This window comes from Collinsella aerofaciens (genome assembly GCF_020181355.1).
In the GTDB taxonomy this organism is placed as follows: domain Bacteria; phylum Actinomycetota; class Coriobacteriia; order Coriobacteriales; family Coriobacteriaceae; genus Collinsella.
The window spans coordinates 341,211-354,321 of the sequence record NZ_CP084004.1 but is presented as its reverse complement, the minus strand read 5'-3'; the positions used below and the strand labels follow the sequence as shown (position 1 = coordinate 354,321).

Annotated in this window: 11 protein-coding genes; 5 read left to right on the top strand and 6 right to left on the bottom strand. The window is 61.5% G+C overall.

The features are described 5' to 3' along the window. The first annotated feature begins 31 nt into the window (after nt 1-31). Complete coding sequence (locus tag LCQ44_RS01545; protein ID WP_089573697.1) at nt 32-1,366, top strand: IS256 family transposase; 1,335 nt, start codon at nt 32-34, stop codon at nt 1,364-1,366. A gap of 259 nt (nt 1,367-1,625) precedes the next feature. Here LCQ44_RS01545 and LCQ44_RS01540 read toward each other — a convergent pair whose 3' ends face one another. After that, entirely contained in the window at nt 1,626-2,705 is a 1,080-nt protein-coding gene (locus LCQ44_RS01540; protein ID WP_117736125.1) for a 6-phosphofructokinase, read from the bottom strand. A gap of 140 nt (nt 2,706-2,845) precedes the next feature. Further along, nucleotides 2,846-3,931, bottom strand: coding sequence for a carcinine hydrolase/isopenicillin-N N-acyltransferase family protein (locus tag LCQ44_RS01535; protein WP_225093885.1), 1,086 nt, complete (start codon nt 3,929-3,931; stop codon nt 2,846-2,848). Between the two features lie 161 nt (nt 3,932-4,092). On the opposite strand from LCQ44_RS01535, the gene LCQ44_RS01530 reads away from it, so the two are divergent. Beyond that, a complete protein-coding gene (locus LCQ44_RS01530) occupies nt 4,093-5,478 on the top strand; it encodes a M18 family aminopeptidase (RefSeq protein WP_225093884.1) in 1,386 nt (461 codons plus the stop codon). Nucleotides 5,479-5,730: 252 nt separating this feature from the next. On the opposite strand, the gene LCQ44_RS01525 is transcribed toward LCQ44_RS01530, so the two are convergent. The 3 genes from LCQ44_RS01525 to LCQ44_RS01515 all read right to left on the bottom strand — a co-directional run bounded on the left by LCQ44_RS01525 (nt 5,731) and on the right by LCQ44_RS01515 (nt 8,623). Further along, nucleotides 5,731-6,666: a D-2-hydroxyacid dehydrogenase gene (locus LCQ44_RS01525; RefSeq protein ID WP_225093883.1), complete on the bottom strand. Its 936-nt coding sequence runs from the start codon at nt 6,664-6,666 to the stop codon at nt 5,731-5,733. A 132-nt stretch (nt 6,667-6,798) separates the two neighbouring features. Continuing rightward, the gene (locus LCQ44_RS01520; protein ID WP_225093882.1) at nt 6,799-7,686 is read right to left on the bottom strand and encodes a methionyl aminopeptidase; all 888 of its coding nucleotides are present in this window, start codon (nt 7,684-7,686) and stop codon (nt 6,799-6,801) included. Between the two features lie 160 nt (nt 7,687-7,846). Then, nucleotides 7,847-8,623 carry a radical SAM protein gene (locus LCQ44_RS01515; protein WP_217108382.1) on the bottom strand — a complete coding sequence of 259 codons (777 nt, stop codon included), beginning with the start codon at nt 8,621-8,623 and terminating at the stop codon, nt 7,847-7,849. A gap of 225 nt (nt 8,624-8,848) precedes the next feature. On the opposite strand from LCQ44_RS01515, the gene LCQ44_RS01510 reads away from it, so the two are divergent. The 3 genes from LCQ44_RS01510 (at nt 8,849) to LCQ44_RS01500 (ending at nt 12,117) form a co-directional block, all read left to right on the top strand. Next, nucleotides 8,849-9,646 (top strand): alpha/beta fold hydrolase, encoded by a 798-nt coding sequence (locus LCQ44_RS01510; RefSeq protein WP_225093881.1) that lies wholly within the window; start codon nt 8,849-8,851, stop codon nt 9,644-9,646. A 210-nt stretch (nt 9,647-9,856) separates the two neighbouring features. After that, a complete protein-coding gene (locus tag LCQ44_RS01505; RefSeq protein WP_225093880.1) occupies nt 9,857-11,737 on the top strand; it encodes a diguanylate cyclase in 1,881 nt (626 codons plus the stop codon). Nucleotides 11,738-11,760: 23 nt separating this feature from the next. Next, complete coding sequence (locus tag LCQ44_RS01500) at nt 11,761-12,117, top strand: Hpt domain-containing protein (protein ID WP_195240810.1); 357 nt, start codon at nt 11,761-11,763, stop codon at nt 12,115-12,117. A gap of 105 nt (nt 12,118-12,222) precedes the next feature. Here LCQ44_RS01500 and LCQ44_RS01495 read toward each other — a convergent pair whose 3' ends face one another. Further along, the gene (locus tag LCQ44_RS01495) at nt 12,223-13,032 is read right to left on the bottom strand and encodes a gamma-glutamyl-gamma-aminobutyrate hydrolase family protein (RefSeq protein WP_225093879.1); all 810 of its coding nucleotides are present in this window, start codon (nt 13,030-13,032) and stop codon (nt 12,223-12,225) included. Between the last annotated feature and the right edge of the window lie 79 nt (nt 13,033-13,111).

Sequence of the window (13,111 nt, the reverse complement as noted above, 5' to 3'; positions counted from 1 at the left end):
GAATTCGTCGTTGGAGTAATGAAGGTGACGAATGGAAGGAAAGGCGATGCCCCAAGAAGAGAGTGTACTGCGCCTCGGCCGCGACGAGGCCCTCGAGGCGGCGAGGCTTTGGCAGGAGTGCGGCGACGCGCGCGAGTTCGCGTGCAGGGTGCTGGGCAGCGTGATGAACGCGCTGATGGACTCCGAGGCCCAGCAGATGTGCGGCGCGAGCCGCAACGAGCGCAGCGACGGCAGGGAGAACAGCCGCAACGGCTACCGCCCCAGGTCGCTCAAGACCGCCGTGGGCGACGTGGAGCTCGAGATACCCAAGCTCAGGCACGGCACCTACTACCCCGAGGGCATGCTCGCGCGATGGTCGCGCGTCGACACCTCGGTGGCCGCCATCGTGCAGGAGATGTACGTATGCGGCGTGTCCACCCGCAAGGTCGAGCGCGTGGCGTCCAAGCTGGGCATATCCTCGCTGTCGAGCTCGGAGGTCTCGAGCCTCTGCTCCGACCTCGACGCCGAGGTGGCGGAGTTCCGCCGCCGCGACCTGTCGGGCACGCCGTGCTGCTACCTGTGGCTCGACGCCACCTACATGAGCTGCAGGGTCGGCTCGTCGGTCGTCTCGCAGGGCGTCGTGACCGCGATCGGGCTGGGCGCCGACGGGCGCAAGCACTTCCTGGGCTGCGACGTGGTCGACACCGAGAGCGAGGACTCCTGGGCGGCATTCCTCGGCGGGCTGCGCGAGCGCGGGCTGGCCGGCGTTCGCCTCGTGGTCTCCGACAGCCACGCCGGGCTCGTGGCCGCCGTCTCGCGCCTGTTCCAGGGCTGCGCCTGGCAGCGCTGCGTGACGCACCTGCAGCGCAACCTCCAGAGCGCCTGCTCGGGCAGGCCCGAGGACTCCAAGGCGGCCGTCAGGGACCTCGTGCACGCCGCGGTCTACCAGGACGACCCCGACCTCGCGCGCTGCGTGTGGGCCGAGGCGGCGCCCTGGGTGGCGTCGGTGTCCGCCAGGGCCGGCGAGGTCTTCGAGCAGGCCGAGGACTCCGCGCTGGCGTTCACGGCCTTCCCCAGGGCGCACTGGGCCAAGCTCCGCACCAACAACGTCCAGGAGCGCGCCAACCGCGAGATCAAGCGCCGCTACAGGGTCGTGCAGTCCTTCCCCTCGAGGGAGTCGATGCTGCGCCTGACGTGCGCGAGCCTCATGGAGACCGAGGGACAGTGGTCCCAGCAGCGCGTGTTCTCCGAGGCCTCGGCCGCCGAGGGCTTCGCCGAGCCCGCGGACAGGCCGGCCCCGACAGAGGGGAGGCGCCGCGCGCTCGGGCGGCGCGCCAGGGAGATAGTGGACGAGATAGTCGAGAGGCGCGGTCTCAAGAAGGAGTAATATCGGGACTTGCAGCGACGGACCTCAGGACGCTCTTACACCACGTCTGCGCGCGCCACCACCCCAGGCACCCGCAGCAAGAAGACGAATAGTCTCGGCCTCCCCAGTCACCGCAGGAGGCCCTAGGGCTTACCTCCCAAATCTTTCCGCAGGACGGAAGGATCCCGCCGCGCGAAGCGCACGGCGGGATCCTGACATGTCCGAGGACGATTTGGGAGGTAAGCCCTGGGGTCTCCGATGAGAGCAGTTTCGGCCGAGGCTATTCGTCGCCGAAGCTGATGCCCAACGCCTTGGCCTCGCGCACCAGATCGCTCTGGGGATCGACATACTTGAGCTTGCCGGCGACATCCTCGAGCGGCATGTGACACATCTTGCCGTCACGCAGGGCGATCATGTAGCCAAACTCGCCGCGTAGACAGCCCAGTGCCGCCTCGACGCCGCACTGGGTCGCAAAGATGCGGTCCTGGGCGTCGGGCTGGCCGCCGCGCTGCGTGTGGCCGGGGATGGCGACGCGGGTCTCGCGACCGGTCTTGGCCTCGATCTCCTTGGCGATGTCGTAGACGATCGACGGGCTCGTGCGCTCGGCGAGTTTCTTCTTGTACTCCTTCTTGGACAGCGCCGCGTCCTCCTTGGAGATAGCGCCCTCGGCGACGGCCACGATGGTAAAGCGGCTGCCGGTCTCCATGCGATGCTCGATGGTCTTGATGACGTTATCCATGTCGTAGGGGATCTCGGGAATCAAGATGACATCCGCGCCGCCCGCGACGCCGGCGTATAGCGGGATCCAGCCAACCTTGTGGCCCATGATCTCGATAACGAACACGCGGCCGTGACTCGAAGCGGTGGTGTGAATGTCGTCGATGCACTTGGTGGCGACGTCGATGGCGCTCGTAAAGCCAAACGTCAGCTCGGTGCCCCAGGTGTCGTTATCGATGGTCTTAGGCAGGGCGATAACGTTGAGGCCCTCTTCGCGCAGACGGTTGGCGGTCTTGGTGGAGCCGTTGCCGCCCAGCATAAACAGGCAGTCGAGCTGCAGCTTATGATAGGTGTGGACCATTGCCGGCACCTTCTCGACGCCGTCGGCCTCGGGAATATCCAGGCGCTTGAACGGCGTACGGCTCGTGCCCAGGATGGTGCCGCCACGGGTAAGGATGCCGCTAAAATCGGCGGGCGTCATGACGCGGAACCGGCTGTAGATAAGGCCCTGGTAGCCGTCCTCAAAACCATAGATCTCAATAGGCTCTTCGCTATTGGTCATAAGCGTTTTGACAATGCCGCGCATGGTGGCGTTGAGCGCCTGGCAGTCGCCGCCACTGGTAAGAAGACCGATCCTAAGCATGATGAATCCTTCCGGGCAAGTTATAACATGCGCATAAGTTTACCCCCGCACACTGTTGATGCGGGGGTAAAACGTGTTAGCTCAAGCGTATAGAAATGTAAACAACGTCAGGCGAGCGTAAGGTCGACGAGCCTGGGTCCTTACAGTGCGAAGGCGTCGACGTCGCCCCAGTGGCGGCGCAGCGTAATGGCGGCGGCGGGTTCGGTATTGTCAAAGACGACCGACCATTGCGTATTGCTGGTGATGTCTTCCGGATTGGGTTCTTGCGCTGCGGCACGCAGGGCTTTCCAGACAATCGTTTCGTCCTGGGCACCGACATGGGCGTCAAGAACATCGGCGATTGCGACGGCGCGCTCTTTACCATGGCCCAGCTCGCCATTCTTTTGGTTGGGCAGCACTTCGTCGCCATAGCAGGCGTAGAAGTTCGTAACCTGGCGTACAGGAGTCGCTTTGAAAGCGCGGTCCGGATCGCGCGGGTCCCATTCTACTACGCGCGCGTCACCGGCGGCGTCGTTGATAAAGAAGTGGTAATCGCGTCCTGCCATGGCGTGCATGTCGTAGGCGAAAAGCAGGTCGACAGCTTCTTGCGTGGTGGCGGCACGGTCGAGCACCAGACGGATGGCGAGCGAGGTGTTGATGACGGGCCGTTGCGTGTCCTGGTCACAGGGCTTGGAATCCAGGGTGAGTACGGCAATGGACACGCCGCATTCGTTAACACCGTCGAGCTGGGCAAACGGGCCCATGAGTGCCGCGGCGCGTCCGGCGACGGAGTCAAGCGGAGTGTTATCGCCCAGGTTGTTAAGGGCGGCAAGCCCGATGGAAGCATAGCCGCCGCGTGGGTGATTGCGCACCAGCAGCGCCGAGGTGTCGTCCTTAAAGTCGTAATTGCGACCGGTGCGCACGCGGCCTTCGGCATCTACGGCGACAAAAGCGCTGCAGGCAAACTGGGGCGCCTGGACATGTGCCGGCACACCGGGCAGCACCTGCGCCACCACGGCATCGATGTAGGCCTGGTCGTCGCGCACGCCAGCGGCGATGATGCGATCGAGATCGTAGTCGTAGGTGATGTCGATTGCGTACAGGTCATAGCCATCCGCGTAGCCGGTCAAGCGTTTGAGCGACGCGGCGGATTTGATTTGCTTGTGATAAACGATACCGGTGGCAGCGGCAAGGCCGACGGCGACTCCCGCGACACCGCAGGTGATGGCAATGTTACGTGGCTTCATGACGACTCCTCTCGTCCTGTTAGCGCAATTGTCGCAAAAGGAGCGCGGGCATGATGGCTCAACTTGGTGAGTGGCGCGGAATTAAGCACGGAATGAAGAGTGCGGCGCTGGCGTGGCGGGGTATGCTGGAGGGGATCATCAACCCAGCGAAAGGGGAGAGCATGACGGATCAGGAAACGCCCGAGCGCGCGCATGTGACGGCCGATGATATCGAGGCCGCCAACGACCTTATCGACTTTATCGAGGCATGCCCCAGCATGTTCCATACGGCGGCGACCATTATGGCCGAGCTCGACGAGGCGGGCTTTACCTACCTGCCCGAGAATGCGGCGTGGGACATCGAACCGGGCGGGCGTTATTACACGCAGCGCAACACCTCGAGCGTTGTTGCCTTTAAGGTGGGCGAGGACCTGGCCGCGACGTGGGGCGAGGACGGCGTTGCCGGTGACTATCATTTTCAGCTCACGGCGTCGCACAGCGATTCGCCGACGTTTAAGGTCAAGGCCGTGCCCGAGCTTGACGGCGCGGGTGAGACGCTGCGCCTGAACACCGAGGCCTACGGCGGCATGATCGACTACACCTGGTTCGATCGTCCACTGGCGCTCGCGGGCCGCGTGCTGGTGCGCGAGGGCGACCGTATCGAGAGCCGTCTGCTTGCCACCGAGCGCGAGGTCGCTATTATCCCGAGCCTTGCTATCCACATGAACCGCGGCGTTAACGAGGGCTTTGCTCCCAACCGAGCCGTTGACCTTTGCCCGCTTATCAGCACCGGCGAGCTTAAGCAGGGTGACTTCGATGCCCTGGTCGCCGAAGAGCTGGATGTTGAGCTCGAGCAGATCCTGGGTCGCGACCTGTTCCTGGTCAATCGTCAGGATGCACGCATCTGGGGCTGGGCCGACGAGTTTATCTCGACGCCCAAGCTTGACGACCTGGCCTGCGCCTATACCTCGCTACAGGCATTTTTGGGCGCCGAGAACGCGCACGACGTTTCGGTCTTCTGCTGCTTTGATAACGAGGAGGTTGGCTCCGAGACCAAGCAGGGCGCCATGTCGACGTTCTTGGCCGACGCGCTGCGCCGCATTAACGGTTCGCTGGGTTTTGACGACGAGTCGTACCACCGTGCGCTTGCCGCCTCGATGCTCGTGAGCTGCGACAATGCACATGCCGTGCACCCCAACCACGCCGAGAAGTGCGATGCACGCAACCAGGTTGTGCTCAACGGCGGCATCGTCATCAAGGAGGCTGCCAACCAGCACTACTGCACCGACGCCTTTAGCCGCGCGGTGTTCCAGGCTATTTGCGATGACGCCGACGTGCCCACGCAGGCCTTCGCCAACAAGAGTGATATGGCGGGTGGCTCCACGCTCGGCAACCTGTCGAACATGCAGGCGAGCATGCATGCCGTGGACGTGGGCCTGCCGCAGCTGGCCATGCACTCAAGCTACGAGACCGGCGGCGTACGCGACGTGATGTACGCCATTCGCGCCCTCACGGCTTTCTACGAGCGAAACCTAACCATCAACGGCGCCGAAAGCGTGGAGCTCTAAAACCTGCTAAAAGGGACAGGTTTATTATGCAGGTTTTATCTGGGCAAATGCCGCAAAGCCAACAGCTGGACAGAATTGTTATGACACCGCAGGTTGAGCAAGCGTCAGCGAGCGATGTCCAGAGCGAACAAATTGGCATGAAAAAGGCAAGGCATAGACCTTCTGGTCATGCCTTGCCTTTTGAATGACAAATTGTCGCTCTGGGCGGCGCGTAGCGTCGACCGGTCCGCCGTTCGTTAGAACGGCGGAACCCTAATGTTCGATCCAACAGCGCAGGGTCTCGCCGGCTTGCAGGTGACGCAGATTCTCTGCGGCAATGTCGACCACATTGTTGAGCGTGGCTGCCAGGTGGAACCAGCCGGAGACGTGCGGCGTGATGAGCATGTTGGGCGCATCCCACAGGGGGCTTGTCTCAGGCAGCGGCTCGGGGTCGGTGACGTCGACCGCGGCGCCGGCGAGATGTCCCGACTCCAGGGCGGCAACCAAGTCGTCGGCGACCACAAGGTCGCCGCGGCCGCCGTTGGCAAAGAAGGCGCCCGGTTTCATCGCGGCGAAGAACTCGGCGTTCGCCAGGCCGCGGGTCTCGGGTGTGCTGGGCATAAAGGATGCGACGATGTCAGCCTCGGCCAGGCGCTCGGACAGGGCGTCCATGCCGTCCATGTCCTCAAACACAATGGGGTAGACGAGTGGATGGCGCTTGATGCCGCGGACGTGCGCGCCCATGTTGCGGCAGAGCGTGGCGAAGTGGCCGCCGATATCGCCCGCGCCCAGCACCAGCACATTGGCGTTTTTGAGCGAGGTGACCGGCCCCAAATCCTCCCAGCGATGCTCGCGCTGCAAGTTGTGATAGCCGGGCAGGCGCTTCATCATGGAAAGGACCATGGCAAACATGTGCTCGCTTACGGCCTGGCCGTAGGCGCCCACCGAGCAAGACAATTTGGCGTCGGCCGGCACGGTGCCGGCGGCCAAGTAATCGTCATAGCCAGCGGTCTGCAATTGCAACAGCTGGAGATGTTCGCATGCCGTGAGCATGTCAGGGTCGATGTTGCCCAAGATCACGTCAGCATCGGCGACCTGCTCGCGCGTGGCGGCGTCGGCGCTCGTGTAGATAAAGTCCTCGCCCGGAGCGCTCGACTCAAGAATTGCACGATGACGGTCGTTGACGGGCAGCAAAACCAGGATGTTCACAAGCAGTCCTCTCCGCTCGACCTACCAAAAGGGGCAGGTTTATTTTGGCAGGTTTTATCAGGCAAAACGCTATAAAAACGCCGGGCTTTGCGATGGTTAACATATCCATCGCGAAGCCCGGCGCATCCACGGCTACCAGCTCAGCAGCTCGTAACCGTCCTCGGTCACCACGAGCTGCACCTCGCACTGAGCCGAATCGCTACCGTCCTTGGTGCGCACGCACCAACCATCACCCTTGCTAATCTTGATGTCGGGCGCTCCGGCATTGACCATGGGCTCGATGGTAAAGACCATGCCCGGGGCCATGATGGTGTCCACATCGGGTGCTTCGGTGGTAAAGCCCACAAACGGGTCCTCGTGGAACTCCTTACCGATGCCGTGTCCGCCGTACTCGCGCACCACGCTAAAGCCGGCGTCCTCGACCGTCTTTTGCACGGCTTCGGCCATCACGGACAACGGCAGCCATGGCTTGACGGCTGCCAGGCCCGCCTCCACGCTGGCGCGGGTGACGTCGACCAGGCGCTGGCGCTCGGCCGAGACCTCGCCGATACAGAACATGCGGCTCGAATCACTAAAGTAACCGTCCAGGATCGTGGAGCAGTCCACGTTGATGATGTCGCCCTCGTGCAGCACGTCCGTATCGCAGGGGATACCGTGGCAGACCACATCATTGATCGAGGTACACACGCTTTTGGGGTAGCCCTCGTAGTTGAGGTCGGCCGGCGTGCCGCCGTGCTCGACGGTGAAGTCGTAGATCATCTGGTCGATCTGGTTGGTGGTCATGCCTGCGGCGATATGCTCGCCTACGTAATCGAGCACACCCACGTTGATGGCGGCCGAGCGCTTGATGCCCTCGATATCGGCGGGCGTCTTGTAGAGCGTGCGGGGCAGAACCTCCCAGCCCTCTTCCCACAAGCGCTCGAGGCGCTCATCAAAGGCGCTATGGCATTTCTTATATTTTTTGCCGCTGCCGCACCAGCAAGCGTCGTTGCGGCCAGGTACGGGTTCTTTGTCATACATGGCTAACTTCCTTTCATCCGCAGCTAGTATAGCCCACCCACGCGTCCATAAAAGTTGCGGTGATATAGTTCCGATTTAAGCTGTTTAACAGCATAAATCGGAACTATATCACCGCAACTGATGGAGCGGGGTGGCGGGCACTAGCTGTTGCGTGGTTTTGCTAGTAGCTCACCTGGCAGGGAATGCCGAGGGCGCGCACGCGCGCGGCGATGGCGTCGAGGGCCTCGGGCGCTGCTTTGGCAAGGCCGGCGACCGGCGTCTCGCGAGCCACCGTGTAGATGGTCGCTTCTTGTGGGCGAATGCGCTCAAGTGCCGCGAGCCAGGGGGCAACGTACTCCTCGCCGGTGTTGTCGATGGGCTTGCCCAGATACTCACCGGTCAAAAAGATCGTCTGGATAATAACGTGACCGTCAAAGCTTGCGAACGTCTCAATCTGGTGCTCGACGTCGTAGGGGCCAACAGGCTGGTCGAGCAGCTGGATAAATGCCGGATCGACCGTATCGAGCTTGAGGATGTTGTCGTCGACCATCATGAGCGCATCGTGCACCTCGGGGCGGTCGGCGCGCGTACCGTTGGAGAGCACGGCGATTTTGGAGTTTGGGGCCAGCTGATCGCGCAGCGCGACGGCGCCGGCAATCGCCTGGGGAAACTCCGGTGCGGCGGTGGGCTCGCCGTTTCCTGCGAAGGTGATCACATCGGGGAGCTCGCCCTCGGCTGCCATCTCGCGCAGCTTTGCCTCGAGCGCGTCGAGTACCACGGCAGCTGTGTTGTACGGCTCATGGCAGGGGCGCTCGGCGTTGAGGCCGTTTTCGCAGTAAATGCAGTCGAACGTGCAGATTTTGCCGCTGGCCGGCATCATGTTGACGCCGAGCGAGAGACCAAGGCGACGGCTGCGAACGGGCCCAAAGATGGGGCTGGCATTCAAAAACGTAGACATAGGCATATGCTCCTCAAGACAATTGTGCCTAAGCATAGCATCGGCTCCAAAGCAAGGTGTGGGCTCTTGCTTTACAAGTTTCGTTTTTTCACGTCGCTCATTATGCCGTGCCATGAAAAGCCTCAGGTCGGGTACAGTTAATCTGTTAACAAGGCGTAAGGCAATGCGGGTCCATCCAACCGCACTGACGTGCAGCTGGATGAGCATTGATGATGGGGGCACAACATGGATTTTACGGTCGAGAATGCGGGCACCACGATTGCCTGTCGCGAATATGCCGGCCCGGATGTGTCGCCTGATGCTCCTGCCTTGGTGTGCGTGCACGGCGCTTGTGTCGACGGCACATTTTTCGACGGTATCGCTTGTGAGCTCAGCCACAACTACCGCGTAATTGCCTACGACCGCCGCGGCTGCGGTGGCAGCAGCGATGCGGCAGACGGCAGCTATGATCTTGCCGCTCAGGCCGCCGACCTGCAAGCCGTGATCGAACACGTTGGCGCTCCGGCAAATGTGCTTGCGCATAGCGCCGGTACGTTGGTGGCGCTGGAGCTTCTTCGCACCGAACCCCATCTCGTCGCCCGTGCGATTCTGCATGAGCCGGCTGTGTCGGCCGAAGGCGTCGGCATGGGCGCAGCTCCGGTTTTGCTCGATATGATTGCGGCTGGAAAGGTTTCAAGGGCGCTTCGGCTTTTCTTGGGAGCTCTCGGCGACTTGGACCCCGAGGCTCCTGGGACGACCGAAGCGGAAGCCAAGCATGCCCTGCGCAATGGTCGTTGCTTTATGGCCAATGAATACGGAACAAATATGACATATGCTCCCGACTGGGAGCGCGCCCGAGAATCAAAGGCGGTGTCGGCTGTGTTTTTGGGCGAGCTTTCGGTCGGTACACCCCGCGAGGCGGGCACGAGGATGGCGGCTGAGCTTTTGGGCTGTCCACTCGTAATGGTTCCCGGCGCGCACAACGGCCTGCGCGATCGCCCGACAGCGGCTGCCCAGACTGTCCGTGGCATCCTGGGGCTCTAACAGCTGCAAAAACAAAACAGCCTTCACTCGCAAACGTTTCGGCCGTGTTAACAAATGTGCTCAAGACCTCACGTCTGCGGCTTCAATCGCGCCGTCTGCCAACTCATAAAAATGTAACAGCATTCACGTGCTTACCTGCATCGGCAAGGTGTTAACCTTGTAACATTTGGAACCCACCGCTACCATGCGAAACTATCGAAAGGGCCCCATATGCTCAATAATCACGAGGTCAATCTAACCGACGAGGAGGCTGCCGCTGAGGTCGCCCGCGTCGCAAAGACCTACCCCGTGGTGCGTTTGCTGTCGGCCGATCAGATTAAGAGCGAGCCTAACTGCCTGCTCGCCGGCAATCGGTGCTCTTGTCTGCGTCAATCGAGTCTTGAGGCCTTGGCAGATTCCGATGAGGTGTCGGAGCAACTGCTCAACGATGGTGTTGAGTACCGCGCCCGCCTACGCCCTCTGAAGGTCGAGGGCGAGCCTCACGTCCTGCTGATGGTGCGCCCGATCGATGAGCAAGAGGCTGCAGAAGAGGACCTCGTCTACACCGACGTGCTGACGAGTGTGCGCAATCGCCGATATTACGAGGAAAAGCTCCGTAGCGCCCGCATGAATGCCGGCGTTGCGGTGATCGACCTTGATGATTTTAGGGTCTTCAACGATACGTGTGGCCGTCATGCCGGCGACCTTGCGCTCGGTGCTGTGGCGACGGCCATACGCAGCGGAATTCGTTCGACTGACGAGCTCGTACGCTATGGCTGCGACAAGTTTGTGGTCGTCATGCCCAATATTCCCTCCGATGACTTCACCCGTCGCCTGCATCAGGTGTCCGATGCCGTTCATGCCACGATTGTTCCGGGCCATGAGTACGTGAGCTTGACGGCATGTGTTGGCGGTGTTCGCATTCATGGCGAGACGGTCGATGAGGGCGTTGGCCGCGCTGTCCAGTTATTGAGCCGCGCTAAGGCAAAAGCCGGTACGGTCGTGACCGATGCCGATTCCATCGAAGCCTTCCAAAGCGAAAAGCCTTTGGTGCTTATTGTCGATGACTCCGAGATGAACCGAGCCATTCTCAACGAGATGCTCAAGGACGAGTATTGCATCCTCGAGGCCGACAACGGTCGTACGGCGCTCGACATGGTCGACCGCTATGGCGATGAGTTGTCGCTCGTGCTGCTGGATATTGTCATGCCGGGCATAAGCGGCTTTGAGGTGCTGGCCGATCTGTCGCGCCGATCGGGTATCGACAATCTGCCTTTCATCATGATATCGAGCGAAGATTCCAATGATATGGTTCTGCGCGCGTACGAGCTGGGCGCCTCGGACTATATCAACCGCCCGTTTGACTCCCGTGTCGTGCGCCGCCGTGTAAGCAACACCATCCGCCTATATGCCAAACAGCGCCGCCTGACGAGCCTGCTGTCCCAGCAGTACAACGAGCGCGTCAAGAACAGTCGCATGCTCATTGACATCATGGCCGGCGTTATGGAGCTTCGCAATGGCGAGAGCGGCAGGCACGTTACGAACATCGAGAAGCTGACCGAGCTGCTGCTTGGCTGTCTGGTTCAGCGTAGCGACACGATCTCCCTCGACAATGAGGAACGCTCTACGATTGCCCTGGCTTCGGCGCTGCACGATATCGGCAAGATGTCGATTGACGATGCAATTCTCAACAAACCCGGGCGCCTTACGCCCGAGGAGTTCGAGATTATGAAGACGCATACCACGATGGGCGCCGACATGTTGCTTGAGCTGGGCCGCCATCACGTCGGCAATGCGCTTATGGAATATGCGTACCAGATTGCGCGTTGGCATCACGAGCGCTGGGACGGCAAGGGCTATCCCGATGGCCTTAAGGGCAACCAGATTCCCATCGCCGCACAGGTGGTTTCGGTGGCCGACGTGTACGATGCGCTGACGAGTGTGCGTGTGTACAAGGATGCTATCCCGCACAAGGAGGCTATCCAGATGATCTTGGACGGTAAGTGCGGTGAGTTTAACCCGCTGTTGCTCGACTGCCTGCTCGAGGTGCAAGACCGTATTGCCGAGACGTTGGCACGCCCCGCCGACGTTGTCGCGTTTCCCACGATTTAGTTTGACCAAAGGAGTTTTAATCCATGATTTCCATGCGTGAGGCGTATGAGAAGATCGGCGCTAATTATGATGACGCGTGCGCTCGGCTGATGGGCGAGGAAATGCTTGCCCGCTTTGCCCTCAAGTTTTTGGATGACGAGAGCATGGACAAGCTGGAGGCCGCCATGGCGGCAGGAGACGCCGAAGGTGCGTTTATGGCAGCGCACACGCTCAAGGGCGTGAGCCAGAACCTGGGATTTGATAATCTGTACGAGCCGGCGGTCGTGGTGACCGAGGCGCTGCGCGGCGCCGATGCCGTTGACGACGCTCGCGAGGGAATGCATGCGCTGCAGCAGCAATATGCGGCTACGATGTCGGCTCTGCGCGAGGCGGGCGAGTAAGAGGTTGTGAGCCTTGGGCTGTGTGCCTGCCGCGTATAGGCAAAAGGGCGCCCCGCCGGACCATGTGGCCGGCGGGGCGCCCTTATCTGTTATGCGGTTCGCGAGCTAGCGAGCCTGCTTAACCTTTGCCGCTGCCTCGACAAACGACTTCCACAGGTTAAAGTCGGTCTCGAGTGTCTGCCAGGTGTACTCGGGATGCCATTGCACGCCCAAGCAGAACGGCTGGCCCTCGACCTCGATGCACTCGGGAACGCCATCGGTTGCCTTGGCGACCAAGCGCGTGCTCTTAGCCAGACGATCGACGCAGCAGTGATGTGCCGAGTTGGTCTGGATCAGCCTGTGCCCGCCAACCGCGCGCTCCAGCAGCGAGCCCGGCATGACCTCGACAGGGTGCACGGGGTCGTTGAGCACGTGGGTGTGGCGCCACTGCGTGCGGCCCTCGCGCGCACCCAGGCTCGGCACGTCCATGCACAGGGTGCCGCCGGTGGCGACGTTGAGCAGCTGCGTGCCGCGGCAGGTGGTAAAGAGCGGCTTCTTGGCGCGGAGTACCTCGTCGACCAGCTTAAACTCAAAACTATCGCGGATCTCGCAGCAGAGGGTGGGGTCGTAGGGTCGATCATCGCCCCAGCGCTTGGGGTTGACGTCCGGGCCGCCGGGAATGGCGATGCCGTCGGCGATATCGACGTAATGACGGATAACCTCAATGTCCTCGGTGATGGACATCTGCAGCGGTAGGCCGCCGGCGGCAAGGATGGCATCGACAAAGACACTTGCGATTTCCTCGTTGGGGGAGAGCGTCTCGCTTAAAAACGGCTTTGCCTCTTCCCAGCGCGGTGCGACGAGGATGAGTGGGCGGTCGGCGGGGGCGACGTCGACGTGCGGGGTGTAGGACGATGAGGTGCGGGTTCCGATCATAGGTGTTGCTTTCGAATCTGAAGGTGACAGGGCGCATGAGAGACGTGGGACAACGCTTCCGATGGATTTGCCCCACGGG

Coding starts and splice junctions, on each gene's coding strand:
- LCQ44_RS01505 (WP_225093880.1), top strand. CDS start 9,857: ATGCTCAATAATCACGAGGTCAATCTAACCGACGAGGAGGCTGCCGCT.
- LCQ44_RS01495 (WP_225093879.1), bottom strand. CDS start 13,032: ATGATCGGAACCCGCACCTCATCGTCCTACACCCCGCACGTCGACGTC.
- LCQ44_RS01535 (WP_225093885.1), bottom strand. CDS start 3,931: ATGAAGCCACGTAACATTGCCATCACCTGCGGTGTCGCGGGAGTCGCC.
- LCQ44_RS01510 (WP_225093881.1), top strand. CDS start 8,849: ATGGATTTTACGGTCGAGAATGCGGGCACCACGATTGCCTGTCGCGAA.
- LCQ44_RS01520 (WP_225093882.1), bottom strand. CDS start 7,686: ATGTATGACAAAGAACCCGTACCTGGCCGCAACGACGCTTGCTGGTGC.
- LCQ44_RS01545 (WP_089573697.1), top strand. CDS start 32: ATGGAAGGAAAGGCGATGCCCCAAGAAGAGAGTGTACTGCGCCTCGGC.
- LCQ44_RS01540 (WP_117736125.1), bottom strand. CDS start 2,705: ATGCTTAGGATCGGTCTTCTTACCAGTGGCGGCGACTGCCAGGCGCTC.
- LCQ44_RS01515 (WP_217108382.1), bottom strand. CDS start 8,623: ATGTCTACGTTTTTGAATGCCAGCCCCATCTTTGGGCCCGTTCGCAGC.
- LCQ44_RS01530 (WP_225093884.1), top strand. CDS start 4,093: ATGACGGATCAGGAAACGCCCGAGCGCGCGCATGTGACGGCCGATGAT.
- LCQ44_RS01500 (WP_195240810.1), top strand. CDS start 11,761: ATGATTTCCATGCGTGAGGCGTATGAGAAGATCGGCGCTAATTATGAT.